This window comes from Streptococcus sp. ELY_125, assembly GCF_058314535.1.
This window is the reverse complement of record NZ_JBZFUM010000015.1, coordinates 14,380-32,519: the sequence shown is the minus strand read 5'-3', so window position 1 is coordinate 32,519 and position 18,140 is coordinate 14,380. Positions and strand designations below refer to the sequence as shown.

The 18,140-nt window shown below is 41.6% G+C and carries 18 protein-coding genes and 1 pseudogene; 18 read left to right on the top strand and 1 reads right to left on the bottom strand.

Going from position 1 to position 18,140, the window contains the following annotated elements; translation table 11 throughout:
- Positions 1 to 364: 364 nt before the first annotated feature.
- The 10 genes from AC4HAL_RS07110 to AC4HAL_RS07065 all read left to right on the top strand — a co-directional run bounded on the left by AC4HAL_RS07110 (position 365) and on the right by AC4HAL_RS07065 (position 8,723).
- Positions 365 to 1,591, top strand: coding sequence for a cysteine desulfurase (locus AC4HAL_RS07110; RefSeq protein WP_491093597.1), 1,227 nt, complete (start codon positions 365 to 367; stop codon positions 1,589 to 1,591).
- Positions 1,578 to 2,012 (top strand): Fe-S cluster assembly sulfur transfer protein SufU, encoded by a 435-nt coding sequence (sufU, locus tag AC4HAL_RS07105; RefSeq protein ID WP_491093596.1) that lies wholly within the window; start codon positions 1,578 to 1,580, stop codon positions 2,010 to 2,012. Before AC4HAL_RS07110 ends, sufU begins: the two co-directional genes overlap by 14 nt.
- 19 nt (positions 2,013 to 2,031) lie before the next feature.
- Positions 2,032 to 2,154 (top strand): nitroreductase family protein, encoded by a 123-nt coding sequence (locus AC4HAL_RS07100; protein ID WP_491093595.1) that lies wholly within the window; start codon positions 2,032 to 2,034, stop codon positions 2,152 to 2,154.
- Positions 2,117 to 2,680, top strand: coding sequence for a nitroreductase family protein (locus tag AC4HAL_RS07095; RefSeq protein WP_491093594.1), 564 nt, complete (start codon positions 2,117 to 2,119; stop codon positions 2,678 to 2,680). The genes AC4HAL_RS07100 and AC4HAL_RS07095 overlap by 38 nt, the downstream gene beginning before the upstream one ends.
- A gap of 21 nt (positions 2,681 to 2,701) precedes the next feature.
- Entirely contained in the window at positions 2,702 to 4,114 is a 1,413-nt protein-coding gene (gene sufB / locus AC4HAL_RS07090) for a Fe-S cluster assembly protein SufB (protein WP_491093593.1), read from the top strand.
- 106 nt (positions 4,115 to 4,220) lie between these two features.
- Positions 4,221 to 5,861, top strand: a complete 1,641-nt coding sequence (locus AC4HAL_RS07085) for a CHAP domain-containing protein (protein WP_491093592.1) — start codon at positions 4,221 to 4,223, stop codon at positions 5,859 to 5,861.
- Between the two features lie 153 nt (positions 5,862 to 6,014).
- Positions 6,015 to 6,512 (top strand): beta-class carbonic anhydrase, encoded by a 498-nt coding sequence (locus AC4HAL_RS07080; protein ID WP_491093591.1) that lies wholly within the window; start codon positions 6,015 to 6,017, stop codon positions 6,510 to 6,512.
- A gap of 107 nt (positions 6,513 to 6,619) precedes the next feature.
- On the top strand, positions 6,620 to 7,366 hold the full coding sequence (locus tag AC4HAL_RS07075; RefSeq protein ID WP_491093590.1) for a TIGR00266 family protein: 747 nt from the start codon (positions 6,620 to 6,622) through the stop codon (positions 7,364 to 7,366).
- 236 nt (positions 7,367 to 7,602) lie between these two features.
- Positions 7,603 to 8,049, top strand: coding sequence for a LytTR family DNA-binding domain-containing protein (locus tag AC4HAL_RS07070; RefSeq protein WP_491093589.1), 447 nt, complete (start codon positions 7,603 to 7,605; stop codon positions 8,047 to 8,049).
- An 8-nt stretch (positions 8,050 to 8,057) separates the two neighbouring features.
- Positions 8,058 to 8,723, top strand: coding sequence for a LiaF transmembrane domain-containing protein (locus tag AC4HAL_RS07065; RefSeq protein WP_491093588.1), 666 nt, complete (start codon positions 8,058 to 8,060; stop codon positions 8,721 to 8,723).
- Between the two features lie 96 nt (positions 8,724 to 8,819).
- On the opposite strand, the gene AC4HAL_RS07060 is transcribed toward AC4HAL_RS07065, so the two are convergent.
- On the bottom strand, positions 8,820 to 9,212 hold the full coding sequence (locus tag AC4HAL_RS07060; protein WP_491093587.1) for an Lrp/AsnC family transcriptional regulator: 393 nt from the start codon (positions 9,210 to 9,212) through the stop codon (positions 8,820 to 8,822).
- A gap of 114 nt (positions 9,213 to 9,326) precedes the next feature.
- On the opposite strand from AC4HAL_RS07060, the gene AC4HAL_RS07055 reads away from it, so the two are divergent.
- The 8 genes and pseudogenes from AC4HAL_RS07055 to AC4HAL_RS07020 all read left to right on the top strand — a co-directional run.
- Positions 9,327 to 9,878 carry a cysteine hydrolase family protein gene (locus AC4HAL_RS07055; protein ID WP_491093586.1) on the top strand — a complete coding sequence of 184 codons (552 nt, stop codon included), beginning with the start codon at positions 9,327 to 9,329 and terminating at the stop codon, positions 9,876 to 9,878.
- A gap of 122 nt (positions 9,879 to 10,000) precedes the next feature.
- The gene (gene gltX, locus AC4HAL_RS07050; protein ID WP_491093585.1) at positions 10,001 to 11,458 is read left to right on the top strand and encodes a glutamate--tRNA ligase; all 1,458 of its coding nucleotides are present in this window, start codon (positions 10,001 to 10,003) and stop codon (positions 11,456 to 11,458) included.
- Between the two features lie 402 nt (positions 11,459 to 11,860).
- The gene (locus tag AC4HAL_RS07045) at positions 11,861 to 12,610 is read left to right on the top strand and encodes a response regulator transcription factor (RefSeq protein ID WP_447451748.1); all 750 of its coding nucleotides are present in this window, start codon (positions 11,861 to 11,863) and stop codon (positions 12,608 to 12,610) included.
- A gap of 470 nt (positions 12,611 to 13,080) precedes the next feature.
- Positions 13,081 to 14,277 (top strand): argininosuccinate synthase, encoded by a 1,197-nt coding sequence (locus tag AC4HAL_RS07040; protein WP_491093584.1) that lies wholly within the window; start codon positions 13,081 to 13,083, stop codon positions 14,275 to 14,277.
- A 601-nt stretch (positions 14,278 to 14,878) separates the two neighbouring features.
- Entirely contained in the window at positions 14,879 to 16,273 is a 1,395-nt protein-coding gene (gene argH, locus AC4HAL_RS07035; RefSeq protein WP_491093583.1) for an argininosuccinate lyase, read from the top strand.
- 125 nt (positions 16,274 to 16,398) lie between these two features.
- A complete protein-coding gene (rnpA, locus tag AC4HAL_RS07030; protein WP_491093582.1) occupies positions 16,399 to 16,764 on the top strand; it encodes a ribonuclease P protein component in 366 nt (121 codons plus the stop codon).
- Positions 16,742 to 17,542 (top strand): YidC/Oxa1 family membrane protein insertase, encoded by an 801-nt coding sequence (locus AC4HAL_RS07025; protein WP_447451963.1) that lies wholly within the window; start codon positions 16,742 to 16,744, stop codon positions 17,540 to 17,542. The genes rnpA and AC4HAL_RS07025 overlap by 23 nt, the downstream gene beginning before the upstream one ends.
- A gap of 54 nt (positions 17,543 to 17,596) precedes the next feature.
- Positions 17,597 to 18,074: pseudogene (locus AC4HAL_RS07020) on the top strand (Jag N-terminal domain-containing protein); the annotation flags it as partial.
- Positions 18,075 to 18,140: the final 66 nt, after the last annotated feature.

Sequence of the window (18,140 nt, the reverse complement as noted above, 5' to 3'; positions counted from 1 at the left end):
GCTTTTTGTCGTCTGATTATTGCATTTTATGGGCTAAATCCCATGTAAAAGTGTCGGTAAAAGGAAGGCCCCTTGCGAGTGGGATAAAAAACAGTAATTCAGAAGCATTTGATTTTTCAGTAAGTCCTAATTTTTAGTTGCTGACCTAAGGGGTTGGAGCAAATGTCCTCCCTCCACCAATTATTTGAGATATAACAGTTTGACAGTCCGTTGGCACTGTCAAAGGTTTAAGCCTAGAAGGCGGAAAGCACCCTCTTGCGTCTTGCAAGTAGAACTATAAAAATGCATAAGTCTAGGAAATTTTATCCCATATCTCAAAAATGACTATTTGGCGTCCTTATATCTTATAAAAAGGAGTTTATCATTGTTGGATGCAAGAACACTGCGGAAAGATTTTTCGATTTTAGACCAGGTAATAAATGATGAGCCATTAGTTTATTTAGATAATGCGGCTACAACGCAAAAACCTCAAGCAGTCCTTGAGGTTTTAGAATCTTATTACCGTACAAATAATGCCAATGTTCATCGTGGTGTACATACCTTAGCTGAACGAGCAACTCAGTCTTATGAAGACAGTCGTGAGAAGTTACGCCTCTTTTTAAATGCGCGTTCAACTAAGGAGATTCTTTTTACGCGCGGAACAACGACGGGGCTCAACTGGGTAGCTCAATTTGCCAAGGAGATTTTACAAACTGGAGATCAAGTTTTGATTTCGGTTATGGAGCATCACTCTAACTTGGTTCCATGGCAGAGAGTCTGTCAGGAAACAGGTGCTGAGTTAGTCTATGTCTACCTAAAAGATGGTCAATTGGATATGGATGACCTCAAATCTAAGCTCAGTGAACGGACTAGATTTGTCAGCCTTGCCCACGTCTCTAATGTTCTGGGTTGCATCAATCCTGTCAAGGCTGTTGCTGACTTAGCTCACCAATATGGTGCTTATATGGTTGTTGATGGTGCGCAATCAGCTCCTCACATGGCTATTGATGTGCAGGATATGGATTGTGATTTTTATGCTCTTTCTGGTCATAAAATGTTAGGTCCGACAGGTATTGGTGTTTTGTATGGTAAAGAAGAGCTTCTCAATCAGATGTCACCAGTTGAATTTGGTGGTGAAATGATTGATTTTGTCTACGAACAGGAGGCAACATGGAAAGAGCTGCCGTGGAAATTTGAAGCGGGGACTCCCAATATTGCTGGAGCCATCGCTTTAGGAGCGGCGGTTGATTATCTAGGTGAGTTGGGAATGGCTAATGTGCAGGAACACGAACAAGAGCTTGTTGATTATGTCTTGCCTCAGTTACAGGCGATTACAGGGCTAACAGTTTATGGGCCGCAGAATTCGTCTCAGCATGCAGGTGTTATTGCCTTTAATTTAGAGGGATTGCATCCTCATGATGTGGCGACAGCCCTAGATTATGAGGGAGTAGCTGTACGAGCCGGGCACCACTGTGCTCAACCCTTGATTAATCATCTGGGTATTCATTCAGCCGTACGGGCTAGTTTTTATATTTACAATACCAAAGAAGATTGTGATCGATTAGTGGATGCAATTTTAAAAGCGAAGGAGTTCTTTAATGGCACTTTCTAGGTTAGATAGTCTTTATAAGGCGGTTGTTGCTGATCACTCTAGGAGTCCTCACCATCATGGTTTTTTAGAAGGAGTTGAGCAATTGCAGCTCAATAATCCAACTTGCGGTGATGTCATCAACCTTTCGGTGAAGTTTAAGGATGGTGTTATTGAGGATATCGCCTTTGCCGGCCATGGTTGTACGATTTCGACTGCTTCGTCTAGTATGATGACAGATGCGGTTATTGGCAAAACCAAGGAGGAGGCGCTTCGTTTGGCGGATATCTTTTCAAAGATGGTCCAAGGAGAAACAGACGACCAGCAAAAAGAGCTAGGTGAAGCTGAGCTCATGGCTGGTGTGTCAAAATTTCCACAGCGTATCAAATGTGCCACCCTCTCATGGAATGCCCTCAAAAAGGCCATCGAACGTAGTGAGATGTAATCGAGATAAGGAGCTACTTATGGAATTTAGTAAATTAATGGCCAATCGTCATTCGACACGTCACTTTAAGGATCAACCAGTCGAGACAGAAATGCTGAAGCAAATTGTTGCAGAAAGCCAGTCAAACGGCTTCTTGGGTTAATTCACAGCCCTGGAAAGTCTATGTAGCGACTGGAAAAACCTTGGAGGAAATAAAGTCAGACCACAGGAGTTTAATCGAAGTTGGACAAAAATCAACTCCGATTTTTCCAGTTCGTTCTCGGACAGGTTTTCAAGAAGATCAGCAGTCTCACATGGCGGCTTGGTCAAATCGCTTAGATAACTTTACAGAGGTTAAAAATGAGACCTTTTGGCAACTTAACCAAGAACTTTTTCAAGCTCCAGTGATTATGTATTTTGCCTTGCCAAAAAACTCACCTGAGTGGTCTATTTTAGATATGGGAGCTTTTTTGCAAACAGCAAGTTTATCGGCCAATAACCAAAGTTTGGCAACCATGGTGGCTTATGAATTAGTCAAATTTCCTGGAAATTTAGCTCAAACCTTACGGGTTGATAGTGCTTATGAGATTGTAATCGGTATGGCCTTAGGTTATGAAAGTGACCATTCTGTTAATACTTTCCGCCCTGAGCGACAATCACTAGACAAGATTTTGAAGATTTTAGACTAAGTTAAAATAGAAAGAGGGAACATGGCAGAAGAAAAAGTAGAGCCAAAACCGATTGACCTCGGTGAATATAAATATGGTTTCCACGATGACGTTACTCCTGTATTTTCAACAGGTAAGGGGATCAGTGAAGAGGTTGTGCGTCGAATGTCGGCGGAAAAAGGCGAGCCTGACTGGATGTTGGACTTTCGCCTAAGGTCCTTAGAAACCTTTAATAAGATGCCTATGCAGGAGTGGGGACCAGATCTCTCAGACATCAACTTTGATGATCTGATTTACTACTCAAAAGCAACAGACAAGGCTGCTCGTGATTGGGATGACGTTCCCGATAAGATCAAGGAAACATTTGAGAGGATAGGGATCCCAGAGGCAGAACGGGCATATCTGGCTGGCGCCTCAGCTCAATACGAGTCAGAAGTGGTCTACCATAATATGAAAGAGGAATATGATAAGCTGGGAATTGTTTTTACAGATACAGACTCAGCGCTCAAGGAATATCCAGACCTCTTTAAACAGTACTTCTCAAAACTGGTTCCTCCCACGGATAATAAGCTGGCAGCTCTCAACTCTGCTTTCTGGTCAGGAGGAACATTCATCTACGTGCCTAAGGGAGTTAAGGTTGATATTCCTTTGCAGACCTATTTCCGCATGAACAATGAGGCGACAGCTCAATTTGAGCGAACCCTGATTATTGTAGATGAAGGGGCTAGTGTCCATTATGTTGAAGGTTGTACAGCGCCGACCTATTCAACGGCCAGTCTTCACGCTGCCATTGTGGAAATATTTGCCTTGGATGGTGCCTATATGCGTTATTCAACCATTCAAAACTGGTCTGATAATGTCTATAACCTAGTAACCAAGCGGGCTAAGGCAACAAAAAATGCTACCGTCGAGTGGATTGATGGTAATATTGGTGCTAAAACGACTATGAAGTATCCTTCTGTTTACCTTGAAGGTGAGGGAGCGCGCGGGACTATGTTATCTATTGCCTTTGCCAATAAAGGGCAGCACCAAGATACTGGTGCAAAAATGATTCACAATGCGCCCCGCACCTCCTCGTCTATTGTGTCAAAATCTATTGCTCGAAATGGGGGTAAAGTGGATTACCGCGGTCAGGTGACTTTTAATCGTGAATCGACAAAGTCTGTTAGTCATATCGAATGCGATACGATTTTGATGGACGATTTATCTAAATCTGATACCATCCCTTTTAATGAAATCCATAACTCACAAGTAGCCCTTGAGCATGAAGCAAAAGTCTCAAAAATTTCAGAAGAACAGCTCTACTACCTTATGAGTCGAGGATTGTCCGAGCAAGAGGCGACAGAGATGATTGTTATGGGATTTGTCGAACCCTTTACCAAGGAACTGCCAATGGAATATGCTGTTGAGCTTAATCGCTTAATTAGCTATGAAATGGAAGGTTCAGTTGGTTAACTTAAAAATGAAGCTTTAGGAACATTGTTACAAAGATGTTTCTAAAGCTTTTTTATATGTTTTGCGAATAAATAGGTGAATCATATTATGAAAGGAGTTTTGGGCCATGAAAAAAGAAAAATTGGTGGCTTTGACGCTTTTACTTATCTTAAGTGGGGCCTATCTTGTTCCTCCCGTAACAAGAGCCGAAACGGCAGAAAGAACGGTTCGCCGGTCTAAGGAAGAAGGGAAAAGTAGCGAGTCGAGCAGCAGTTCGGATGATATTTCTTTTTCTGAGGATTCGACGGAGGTAGAAGAAACTAAGGATGAAGATGAGAACAAGGCGGAAACGCAGACAGAGAGTAGTGCCCAGGAAGTCTCGTTCTCTGCGTCAGACCAGAGTTCAGCAGATTCTAAGGAAACTTTTAAAGATTCTCCTCAGCCATCATCTGAGGATAAAGTAGAAAGTGAGCAGGAGAAAAGTAAAACCGAAATGGCTGATCGTACTGAGGATAGTTCGATCACATCAGAGAGGGCAATGGAGGAAACTGAAATAACGGAAAAAGAGGTTTCTTCAGATGCAGCCAAAGGTTCTTCTTCAGATCTTCCCTCAAGAGACCAGCAAGCGCCTGTTAAATCATATGACCCATTCAATTTATCTTTACCTATATATTCAGAGAGCTCTGGAACGGTCACATCAAGTTCCCAAGCTTCAGTAATTGCTAGCCCATTGTGGAGCGCAACATCGGTTTTTGATAACGATGATGGTGAGGTTACTCCAGCTTTTTCTTATACAAAGTATGTAGAACACTGGTCTGGCAAAAATGCCTACAGTCATAATCTTCTGTCTCATCGCTACGGGATCAAGGCTGAACAACTGGATGGTTACCTCAATTCCTTAGGAATAGCTTACGATCGAAATCGTATCAATGGACAGCGTCTGCTTAAATGGGAAAGAGAGAGCGGCCTAGATGTCCGTGCTATCATTGCTATCGCACTTTTTGAAAGCTCACTAGGAACTGCTGGTGTAGCCAAAGAAGCTGGTGCTAATATGTTTGGTTACGGAGCTTTTGATACTAATGTTAGCAATGCTACTCATTTTTCAGACGAGATTGCTATTAGGCGGATGACTGCTGAAACAATTATTCAAAATAAAAATTGGAGTTTTAAGCGTCAAGATGACAAAGCGACAAAGTACGCTCAAGGACAACTAGATTTATTAACGGAAGGGGGTGTTTATTTTACGGATACTTCCGGTACAGGTAAACGCCGCGCGCAAGCCATGCAGAATATAGATCGCTGGATTGATCAGCACGGGGGAACGCCGACTATCCCTGAAGAACTTAAGAATTTCAGTGGGATTAGCCTTGAGGTCGTCCCCGCAGGTTATCACTTATCTAAGCCAATGCACATAGAAAACTATGTTGCTCTTTCCTATCCTTGGGGGCAGTGTACTTGGTATGTTTATAATCGTGCTCATGAATTGGGCTATCAATTTGATGCCTATATGGGGAATGGCGGTGCATGGATTTACAAATCTGGTTATGAATTAACTCATGAACCCAAGCTAGGCTATGCCGTATCGTTTGCTCCTAATCAGGCCGGTGCTGATCCTAATTATGGCCATGTCGCTATTGTGGAGGAGGTTCGAAAGGATGGATCAATTTTAATTTCTGAATCTAATGCTTTAGGGCTAGGCCTTGTTTCCTATCGCACCTTCACAGCCAAACAAGCAGCAGAGTTGACCTATGTTATTGGGAAAAGGTAAGATTAGGTTAGAATTTTGGGGCTATTGACCAAAAGGGTTCTCTTCGTAAACAAGAAACAAGCTTTTTTGATCCTAGTCTGAACTCAGGCTTTTCTTTGCTATTTGTGTTATAATAACAGCGTTTTATACTTAGCGGTAGTAAAGGAGAAAATTATGTCATATTTTGATAATTTTATAAATGCCAACAGTGCTTATGTTGCATTACATGGGACAAGCCATTTACCGATTAAACCCAAAACAGAAGTAGCTGTTATCACCTGTATGGATGCTCGTTTGCATGTTGCTCCAGCTCTGGGATTAGCACTGGGTGATGCCCATATTCTACGCAATGCAGGCGGTCGGGTAACCGAGGATACTATTCGCTCTCTTGTTATTTCAGAACAACTGCTTGGGACACATGAAATCGTTGTTCTCCACCATACGGACTGTGGCATGCTTACTTTTAAAAATGAAGAGCTAGCTAACCTTGTTGAGAGTAAGTTAAACCAAAATGTACATGATCATGATTTTCGTCCATTTGATGATCTTGAAGCCAGTGTTCGAGAGGATGTCAACCTCTTACGAGACTCTCCGTTAATTCCAGATGATATTATCATATCTGGTGCTATCTATGATGTTGATAGCGGCCGCATTTCAGCAGTTGAGTGCTAGGGACGTCAGCCTAAGACTTTGGGCTGATTTTTCTTTTGGCCTATTGACAATCTTTGGGATATACCGCTATACTGAAACTATTATTAAATAAGTAAGCGAGAAATATTATGTCCGATAATCATATGACTTACCGTATTGATAGCCATATGCAATTTCCTTTAGTTGAGATATTTTTAGAAGCTGGGGAGTCAGCTTATATCCAACGAGGCAGCATGGTCTACCACACGCCGTCTATTAGCTTGAACACAAAGCTTAACGCTAAAGGTGCAGGTCTTGGTAAAATCTTTAAGGCTGTTGGTCGTTCTGTAGTTTCAGGGGAGTCGGCCTTTATTACACAGGCGATTGCTAATGGTAATGATGGTCGTTTGGCGATTGCTCCTTCAATGCCGGGTCAGATTATTGCCTTAGAGCTTGGAGCTAAACAATACCGTCTCAATGATGGTGCTTTTCTGGCCTTGGATGGCTCGGCCCAGTATACCATGGAGCGCCAGTCTGTCGGTCGTGCCTTCTTTGGTGGGCAAGGTGGCCTCTTTGTCATGTCAACAGAAGGAGTTGGCACCTTACTGGCTAACAGTTTCGGTTCTATTCAGAAGCTGGAGCTTGATCAACAGGAGATTACGATTGATAATGCACATGTTGTCGCTTGGTCTAAGGAATTAGATTATCAGATTCACCTAGAGAATGGCCTTTTGCAGTCGTTTGGTACAGGCGAAGGAATTGTTAATACCTTCCGGGGAAGTGGTGAAGTTTATGTTCAAAGTCTCAATATCGAGACTTTCTCTCAGGTTATTGGCGGCCATTTAACGGTTTCAAATACGAACAGTAATGGTTCAGGAATTTTAGGGTTGATGTAATTGAACTTTTGGTTTTATAGCCTATCTTGTGGCTAGAGGTCTATGCCGTTACTACCTTAATAAAGGGTTAATGGAAATCTAGGGAGTTGTTATACTGCCCTGGATTTTTATTTATTAAAAGTCAACAAGTCCATCTTAGCGACTTATCAGCCGAATGTTACCACTTATGAGAGTTCCCTTGTTTATAGCAGCAGACTTGCTATAATAAAGTTACTAGAGATGGAAAGGTAATTCTTATGAAGATTAGGGTTGAGCTGGATAAAAGATTAGAGACTCTTGAAGTTGTTTTAAAAACGCCTAATCTTAGTGGTAAAGTAGATGAAATCTGCCGTTTACTCAGTTGTATGGATAGGGCACCTTTTCCATTGTATAAAGGGACGAGTGAATATTTTATTGACTTAGCAGAGCTCCTTTTCTTTGAAACTGAGGGAGCAAATATTTATGCCCATACTAAGGAGGACGCTTATAGGGTAAAAATGAGGCTCTATGAGCTAGAAGACAGATTACCTGCTTACTTTTGCCGTATCTCAAAATCGGCTATTGTTAATGTTCAAACTATCTATTCTCTGGATAAATCATTTTCAGGAACCAGTACGATCCATTTTGAAGATACACACAAGCAGATTCATGTTTCGCGTCACTATTATCAATATTTGAAAGACAAGCTAAATGAAATGAGGTAGGTTCTATCATGAAAAAGTATTTCTTAGGTATCGTTTTGCTCTTTTTATCTGTTTTTCTATTATTTAAAGACTATTTAATGCCTTCTCCCCTATCCATTTGGGCACTACTTGCCCTGGTCTTCTTGGCCTATCATGCTATTAAAAACCTACTGACAGGTTCTATCATGGGACTAGGAATCTGTGGCGTTTTGATAGTTATTATCCTAAATAGTCAGTACCATTTTGTTCGCATTGAGACTTGGACACTGTTCTTAGCTGTTATCCTTGCCTGCATTGGCTTGGAATTAATTTTTAAGCCTGAGCATAAATGGCACAGGACTCTGACCTATGGACGATTCTATTCCTCCTCCAATGATGGGAAAGAATATAATTTTGGCAATTCTACTCGCTATATTCATAATGATAATTTTCTGTCAGATAAAGCAGAGGTCAATTTTGGAAATTCCACTATTTATTTTGATAATGCCTTAATTTTAGGTGATACTGCTAATTTTGAGGTAGAAGTCAATTTTGGTAATATTACCCTTTATATTCCCAAAGATTGGTATGTTGATTTGCAAGTAAAGACCGCCTTGGGAATGGCTCAAGCTCCGCAAAGGCTATCCGGTCAGAATAAGCGTTTAGTTGTGACCGGTGACGTTAATTTTGGACGACTGAGCATTGAATATATTTGAACTGGAAGAGCTGGAACCAGATATTAATCCTATGGGAATTATGGATGACAGTGGAGCTATAATGTTTATGTCTGGCTCAGACTCATACTTACCAATTTATCTTAGCTGTTGTATGATTGTTTCAACGTTATAACGTCCCCATTCATTAAGTTTTTCTAAAAATGATTTGAGCTCATTATCTGAAAAATGGGCTTTAATAATATAACAGGCTCGACCTGCTGTTTTATAAAATTCGTCAATACTAGGCTGACTGGCTAAAAAGTTCTCGAATGATTGGAATTTATTATTATCCATGTACACTAAAATGAATTGTTGAGTTGTATATTGAATAGAGGCTGTAAAAGCCCTAATCGTGCCTGATTCTTGCAACTTGATGATTCGCTGTCCAACGGCTTGTCCTGTCAAATGGACGATTTTTCCGATTTCTTTATTATTTAGGCGGCTATTTGATTTTAAAAGTTCAATAATCTGTAGATCCATTTGATCCATAAACTAATTCCTTTCATGTTGAAATGATAGAAGTAATTATTTTTTCACCAAAGTATGTTCAAACAGGTTAGAAATATTTATACTTAATCATATCAAAAATTAAAGGAGTAGCAAATGAAACAAGCATTGATTGTTATTGATGTCCAGAAGGACTACTTTCCTAGTGGTAAGTATGAGCTAGTTAAGGCTGATGAGGCGCTAGATTCTATTAATCAACTAATAAGGCTATTTAATAAGAAGGAACTACCTGTTATTTATATCCAGCATATTAATGAAAGTAAGGATGCCCCGTTTTTTGTAAGAGGGACCCAAGGTGCGGAAATGCACTCAAACCTGATTCAATTAAACGGTTCAATTGTTATTCAAAAACAGTTTCCTAACAGCTTTTTGAATACTGAGTTGGAAATTTTTCTTAAAAAATTAGGCGTCTCACAGCTGGTTATAACAGGGATGATGACTCACATGTGTATTGACTCAACCACAAGGGCTGCTTATGAAAAAAGTTACAATCCTATAGTGATTGAGGATACTACAACAACTAGGGATTTATATTATGGCTCCCAGTTAGTAAAAGCTGAAAATGTCCAATTAAGTTTTTTAGTGTCTCTTCAGAGATTTGCAGAGGTTTTAACAACAGTGGATTTTATCAAGAGGCAAAGTTTCTAGTTAACATCATAATTCCTCATATTTGTGCTATAATAAAAAGGATCGCAAACGGCTAATTAAGTGGTTTGCTTTCTGTTCTTTTAGGACAGCTATAACAGGAAAATAGGAGACGGTAGAAGACTATGTCTAATGAAATTCGTGTGCGTTACGCACCAAGTCCAACGGGACTGCTACATATCGGAAATGCGCGGACAGCGCTCTTTAATTATCTTTATGCTCGTCACTATGGCGGTACCTTTGTCATTCGTATTGAGGATACGGATCGCAAGCGCCATGTTGAAGATGGCGAGCGTTCCCAGCTGGACAATTTACGCTGGTTGGGAATAGACTGGGATGAGAGCCCAGAAACTCATGAAAATTATCGTCAGTCCGAACGCCTGCCTCTATACCAAAAATATATTGACCAACTCTTGGAGGAAGGAAAGGCTTACAAGTCTTATGTGACAGAAGAAGAACTTGCAGCTGAGCGTGAGCGTCAAGAAACAGCTGGTGAAACACCTCGTTATATCAATGAATATCTGGGGATGAACGAGGAAGAAAAAGCAGCTTATGTTGCTGAGCGTGAGGCAGCCGGTGTTATCCCAACGGTTCGTTTGGCTGTTAATGATACCAGTATTTATAAATGGACTGATATCGTTAAAGGTGACATTGAGTTTGAAGGCGGCAATATCGGTGGTGATTGGGTTATTCAGAAACGCGATGGTTATCCAACTTACAACTTTGCCGTTGTCATTGATGACCACGATATGCGAATTTCCCATGTTATCCGCGGCGATGACCATATCGCCAACACCCCTAAACAGCTCATGGTCTATGAAGCACTCGGCTGGGAGGCACCAGAGTTTGGCCATATGACCTTGATCATCAACTCTGAGACTGGTAAAAAACTGTCGAAGCGTGATACCAACACCCTTCAATTTATCGAGGACTACCGTAAAAAAGGTTATCTGCCAGAAGCAGTCTTTAACTTTATCGCTCTTCTGGGTTGGAATCCAGGTGGAGAAGATGAAATCTTCTCACGCGAGGAGTTGATCAAATTCTTTGATGAAAATCGTCTCAGCAAGTCACCAGCTGCTTTTGACCAAAAGAAGCTGGACTGGATGAGCAACGAGTACATCAAGAAGGCTGATTTTGATAAGGTTTTTGAGCTTTGCAAACCATTCCTTGAGGCAGCAGGACGTCTGACCGATAAGGCTGAGAAATTAGTCCAGCTCTACCAGCCTCAGCTAAAATCGGCTGATGAAATTGTTCCTCTAACTGACCTCTTCTTTGAAGACTTTCCAGAATTGACACAGGAAGAGAAGAATTTCATGGCTGGTGAGACGGTTCCGACAGTGCTTGAAGCTTTTAAGGCTAAGTTAGAAGCTATGTCTGATGAGGATTTTGTTGTTGAAAACATCTTCCCACAAATTAAGGCCGTTCAAAAAGAAACGGGTATCAAGGGCAAGAACCTCTTCATGCCGATTCGCATTGCAGTATCTGGGGAAATGCACGGGCCTGAATTACCCGACACAATCTATCTCTTAGGTAGAGAAAAATCAATTGAGCACCTTACCAATATGTTGGAGAGCTTGAGGTAGGGACAACGTTTCTCTATAGCTCTGTAGAACTCATTTAAATTGGTAGATTATAGCAGAGTGTTTAGGTCGCTCTGCTTTTAATGTAGGAAATAATTTACAGTCTTTTTACTTTCTATTGGAGGCAGCTTATGGTATACTAGACACGATTGGTGATAAGTTTGCTTACTGTAAAAGTTGGCTTCTAATGGAAAGCTGCCTTAGAGAATGGGGGAGAGATATATTCTCAAGGCGATTGTAACGGCTTCTCCTAGCCAAGCCAATTATAAGACATACTGTTCACTGTTTTGGACATCCCCCGAATGGTCGGGGGATTTTTTATTTTCAATGAAGATAGCGTGTTGTTATTTTAATTATAAAATAATATAATAATTCAAACAGTAGTTGAAATTAGGATAAGAAGTTATGAATATATTTATTTTAGAGGATAATCTCATCCAACAGACGCGGATAAAAACGCTGGTAACAGAGATCTTGCGTGAAGAAGGGACATCAGCTCGTCAGTTTGGGGTCTTTTCCAAGGCAGAAAATTTATTAGAGGCGATTGCGGAAAAGGGAAATCACCAGCTCTTCCTTTTGGATATTGAAATTAAAGGCGAGACCAAAAAGGGATTGGAAACCGCAGCTGAAATTCGGCAGATTGATCCGGCAGCTGTCATTGTGTTTGTGACCACCCACTCAGAATTTGCTCCGATCAGTTTTAAATATAAGGTATCAGCCCTAGATTTTATCGATAAGACTGGAACAGATGAGGAATTTAAAATTGATTTACGGGAGGCAATCAGATATACAGCTGACCACATGCATCGTTCTGAAGAGGTGGATGAGGTCTTTACCTTTGAGTCGGCTCAGGCGCGTGTCCAATTGCCTTTTAAGGATATTTACTACTTTGCGACTTCCCCTACCCCTCATAAGGTGATGCTGATGACAAAAAGTGAGCGGCTGGAATTTTACGGCAATCTTTCTGAAATTGCTGAAGTAGATTCCCGACTCTTCTCCTGCCACCGATCTTTCCTTGTCAATCTGGATAATATTAGCCGTGTGGATAAGGCAGAGCTTCTTGCTTTCTTTGAAAATGGAGATTCCTGTCCGGTCTCTCGTCTGAAATTAAAGTCTCTTATGAAAGAATGGGAGCAAAGACGTCAGGGTGCTTAGGCAGTTCAAGATTATTTTTGACATTTCAGGACAAAAAAACGACAATTCAAGACATAGCGGTTTAAAAAATAGAGATTTGAGATATACTAGTGAATGTAGGGATGAAGTTTTCTATTAGTTTCTCTCTCCCAAGTCTTTCACTAATAGGAAACAGACGCAAACTTATCCCGAACTTCTTATTTATTCGAAACCCATTTCTCATCTCTCTCCCAATATACTTGTGAAATGGAAAGAAACCTGCCCAAACGGCAGGTTTCTTTTTGTCTTAAAAAGTTTTATTAATCAGATTAATAGATTGTTTATTTTTATGTGTATATTCTACTTTATTATGAATAAAAATCAAAAAAATGGCAAGAAATCGATAAAAATACAAAAAACACTTGACGAGTGAATAAAAATACCATATAATAGGGCTCGTAAGGTTGAGATATACAAAAAACAACCAAAAAAATAAGAAAAGAGAAATAATTATGTCAAAAGAGAAAGTTATTCTAGCTTATTCGGGGGGGCTTGATACCTCAGTTGCTATCACTTGGTTGAAAAAGGACTACGATGTTGTTGCGGTCTGTATGGATGTTGGTGAAGGAAAGGATCTTGAGTTTATTCATGATAAGGCTCTAAGTGTTGGAGCAGTTGAGTCTTATGTCCTTGATGTTAAAGATGAGTTTGCGCAAGATTATGTGCTGCCAGCTCTTCAAGCCCATGCCTACTACGAACAAAAATATCCGCTGGTATCAGCCCTCAGCCGTCCGGTGATTTCTAAGAAATTGGTTGAGATTGCCCACAAGACAGGGGCAACAACTATCGCTCATGGTTGTACTGGTAAAGGGAATGATCAGGTTCGTTTCGAAGTGGCCATTGCAGCTCTTGATCCAAGTTTGAAAGTTATTGCCCCAGTAAGGGAGTGGAAGTGGTCACGTGAAGAAGAAATCGAATACGCTAAAGCTCATGGTGTACCGGTTCCTGCCGATCTTGACAATCCATATTCAGTCGACCAAAATCTTTGGGGACGTGCTAACGAATGTGGTGTTCTTGAAAATCCTTGGAATGAAGCACCAGAAGATGCCTTTGGGATTACAAACCCGGTAGAAGAAGCTCCTGATACCCCTGAGTTTGTAGAAATTACTTTTAAGGAAGGTAAGCCAGTTGCTCTTGATGGTCAGGAAATGAAACTGGCTGATCTTATCCAAAAATTGAACGACCTCGCTGGCAAACATGGAGTGGGACGTATTGACCATGTGGAAAATAGGCTTGTCGGTATCAAATCTCGGGAAATCTATGAATGCCCAGGGGCTATTACCCTTTTGACGGCCCACAAAGAGATCGAGGATCTGACCTTGGTGCGTGAAGTATCGCATTTCAAGCCTATCCTTGAAAACGAGCTGTCAAATTTGATTTACAATGCCCTCTGGTTCAGCCCAGCGACACAAGCTATTCTTGCTTATATCGAGGAAACGCAAAAAGTAGTTAACGGCACTGCCAAAGTAAAATTGTACAAGGGTTCTGCAAAGGTTGTGGCTCGTAAATCACCAAATTCCTTGTACGACGAAAATCTTGCCACGTATACTTCAGCAGACAGTTTTGATCAGGATGCTGCGGTTGGTTTCATCAAGCTTTGGGGACTGCCAACACAGGTTAATGCCCAGGTTAATAAGCCAGGTGAATAGTTGAGGTGACTGGTGGTATCAGAGCTGTTTTTAAGAGTATAGCCACTATTACTCGTTGTTTCAGACGGACTATAGTGATTGAGGGCAAGCTATAATCAATCAGCTCAGCCTTATAGTTCGCTAGTGCGCCTGAATTAGAGGTTTTAAGAAGAGAAGAGAGCTTCCGAGCTGACTGAGCTTCAGCATTTGAGTTGTGGCTGCTTTATAGGCTTTACTATCAGCCTTTGAATTTTTATCAGATTATTGAAGCAGTCCGGCTATTTTAAAATAGAGGGGAAGCCTTATCAGATAATCACAGTCAGAGAGCTGGATCTGAGACTCTTTTCTTATTATTTTCGATTCTCGATTGGGAGATTCAGTGAGGTCTCCTACGAGCTTGAATAAGGTGAACCAGTGAGTTCCTTTCAAGGGGCTGTCCCGTGAGGCCGTTAAAACTAGCTGTGACATAGGCTAGTTTTTTTGATAGAATGAGGAAGTACTGTTTTGTCACTGCTAGGCTTTTTGGCTGCGGCAGGATGATCAAATTGGCTGATAATTATTCGAAAAGATCAGAAAGGAATGGGGAGTTGCTCAAGCTAATGCAACTGTCCTAGAAAATACAATGGCAGAAAATCATAAACTGTGGGGCGGCCGTTTTGAAGCTGGCCTTGAGAAATGGGTTGAAGAGTTTGGAGCTTCTATCTCTTTTGACCAAAAGATGGCAGAATTTGATCTAAAGGGGTCGCTGGCTCACGTGACGATGCTGGGTGAGACGGGAATCATTACTCAGGCTGAGTCTGCTCAAATTAAAGCTGGCTTGGAAGAGTTGTTGCGGGACTTTAAGGCTGGGAAGCTGGTGTTTGATATCAGCAATGAAGATATCCACATGAACTTGGAGTCATTGTTGACTCAAAAGATCGGTCCAGTAGCAGGGAAACTTCATACTGCCCGCTCACGTAACGATCAGGTTGCGACAGATATGCATCTCTACCTTCAGGCTAAGTTGAGTGAGGTCATTGATAAATTGCATCATCTGCGTCAGATTTTGGTCGAGTTAGCTGCTGAGCATACTGATACGATTATGCCGGGTTATACGCACTTGCAGCATGCTCAGCCCATTTCCTTTGGGCACCATCTGATGGCCTACTACAATATGTTTACCCGTGATAGCGAGCGATTTGAGTTCAACCAAAAACATACCAATATTTCCCCTCTGGGGGCAGCAGCTCTTGCTGGAACGACCTTTCCTATTGATCGTGAAATGACAGCTCAGTTGATGGGATTTGAACAACCTTACAGTAATTCTCTGGATGCTGTATCTGACCGCGATTTTATTTTAGAATTTCTTGCAAATGCTAGTATCTTAATGATGCATATGAGCCGGATTTGTGAAGAAATCATCAGCTGGTGTTCCAACGAGTTTAAATTTGTTACCCTGTCAGACACTTTTTCAACAGGGTCGTCTATTATGCCGCAAAAGAAAAATCCGGATATGGCAGAGTTAATTCGTGGCAAAACTGGGCGTATTTATGGTAACTTAACTGGTCTTTTGACCGTGATGAAGTCCTTGCCTTTAGCCTACAATAAGGATTTACAGGAGGACAAGGAGGGCATGTTTGATACAGTGGAGACTATTACGGTTGCTATTGATATTCTAGCTGGAATGCTAGACAGCATGACTGTCAATGATGTCCATATGGCTGAATCGACTGAAAAAGACTTCTCTAATGCAACCGAGCTGGCTGATTACTTAGCAGTTAAGGGAGTGCCTTTCCGTCAGGCTCATGAAATCGTTGGTAAGCTGGTACTGGAGTGCACCAAGAATGGTCATTACTTGCAGGATCTTCCTCTGGAGCGTTACCAAGAAATTTCAGATCTAATTGAGGAGGATATCTATGTGACCTTGCAGTCCAAAACAGCTGTAGAGCGCCGCAATTCTCTAGGAGGGACAGGTTTTGAACAGGTTAAATGGCAAGTTGAACAGGCTAAGAAGGCTTTGGATAGGTCGCTTTTTTGAGAACAACCGAGCGAGCTGTTTATAAGTAAGATTTTCTATCAGGATAGTCCAAAATCTGAGGGATTTTGGGCTTTTTGGTCTTTTGTGGTATAATAAAGAATAATTTCGAGTGTTTGGAGACCGTGGTGAAAAAGACTTATCGAGTAAAGCGTCATCAAGATTTTCAGGCTATTTTTGGTCAGGGTAAGAGTGTAGCCAACCGAAAATTCGTCGTCTACAGTCTTGAGAGGCCGCAAAAACATTTCAGGGTGGGCTTATCTGTCAGCAAGAAGCTGGGGAATGCTGTCACCCGCAACCGTATTAAACGAAAATTGAGGCATATTTTGATGGAGCTCTCGCCTGATCTGACAAAACATGATTTTGTTGTGATTGCCAGAAAAGGAGTGGAGGACTTGAACTATCAGGAAGTGAAGCAAAATTTGAAGCATGTATTAGCGCTTGCTCAGCTGTATCGGAAAGGAAATGACTGTGAAGAAAACCATGAAGCTTAGTGGACTGGCTTTAGCCGCCCTTATCTTTTTATCGGCTTGCGGACGCAACGGCGAAGTGACCAGTTCCTCGACAGGCTGGGATCAGCTAGTCTATGGATTCGGTCGGGCTATCCAATTTATGTCGTTTGGTGGCTCGGTTGGTATCGGTATTATTCTTTTTACTCTTTTGGTTCGGATTGCCCTGATTCCTCTCTATAATCGTCAGATTAAATCTAGTCAGGAAATGCAGGAATTGCAGCCAGAACTCAAACGTATTCAAAAAGAATATGCGGACGATCGCAATATGCAGGCCCTAAAAACCCAGGAACTTTACAAAGAGAAAGGGATCAACCAATGGGCAGCTTTCCTGCCTTTAGTGATTCAGTTTCCTGTAATGCTGGCGCTCTATCAGGCCTTGATCAGGGTACCAGAGCTCAGTCGCGGTAGCTTTTTGATTTGGAATCTTGGTCGTAACGATACAACTTATATTTTGCCAGTCTTAGCAGCGCTCTTTACTTTCTTGTCCATGTGGCTGAGCAACAAGGCTGCCAAAGAGAAAAATGGTTTCATGACAGCAACTAGTATTATCATGCCCCTCTTTATTCTCTGGATTGGCGCCCGTTTCACCAGCGGTATCGCTCTCTATTGGGCTATCGGTAATGCTTTTCAGGTTGTTCAGATGCTGATTTTCAACAACCCCTTTAAGATTATTGCCGAGCGCGAGCGTCAGGAGCGTGAGGCCAAAGAGAGGGAAGCGAAAATTCGTCGTGCTAAGAAGAAGGCGCGTAAAAGACGTTAAGTAAACGCATCAGAAGGTAGATATTTTTTCTGTTAGCGAAGGAGAAGATAGATTATGGTTAAATTCACAGGTAACACTGTTGATGAGGCAATTGAGAACGGCTTACGTGAACTCGATATCACGAGGACTAAGGCCTCTATCCGTGTCCTATCCCGTGGAAAGAAAGGATTTTTTGGTTTTTGGAAGAAGCCAGCGGAGGTCGATGTCGAAGTCATTAATCGCACGACGGTTTCTCAGGCTGATCAAGAAATTGTCCGCAGTTTACCAAGAGCTTTAAGTAAGCAAGAAGTGTCTGAAGAAGCTCTGAAACAAGAGCAACTGGAAGCTCGTAAGGTTACCAGTATTATCAAGTATTTAGAAAAGCGTGGACAGATTGTCAATGATAATGTGAAATCAGAAATGCTGGATGCCAGACGATCGGTGACGGCTATTCTCAGCGACTTACTGCCAGATGAGATTGTCGAGGAGTATCGTCGGAAGAAAGAGGAGCTGGATGAAGAAGGACTGGATTGGGAGGATGAGTTAGACGATAGTTCAGCGGATGTTGTTGCCTTATCGCAGCAGCAAGAGGTGTCTGAAGGGGGGGCTGTTGCAGCGC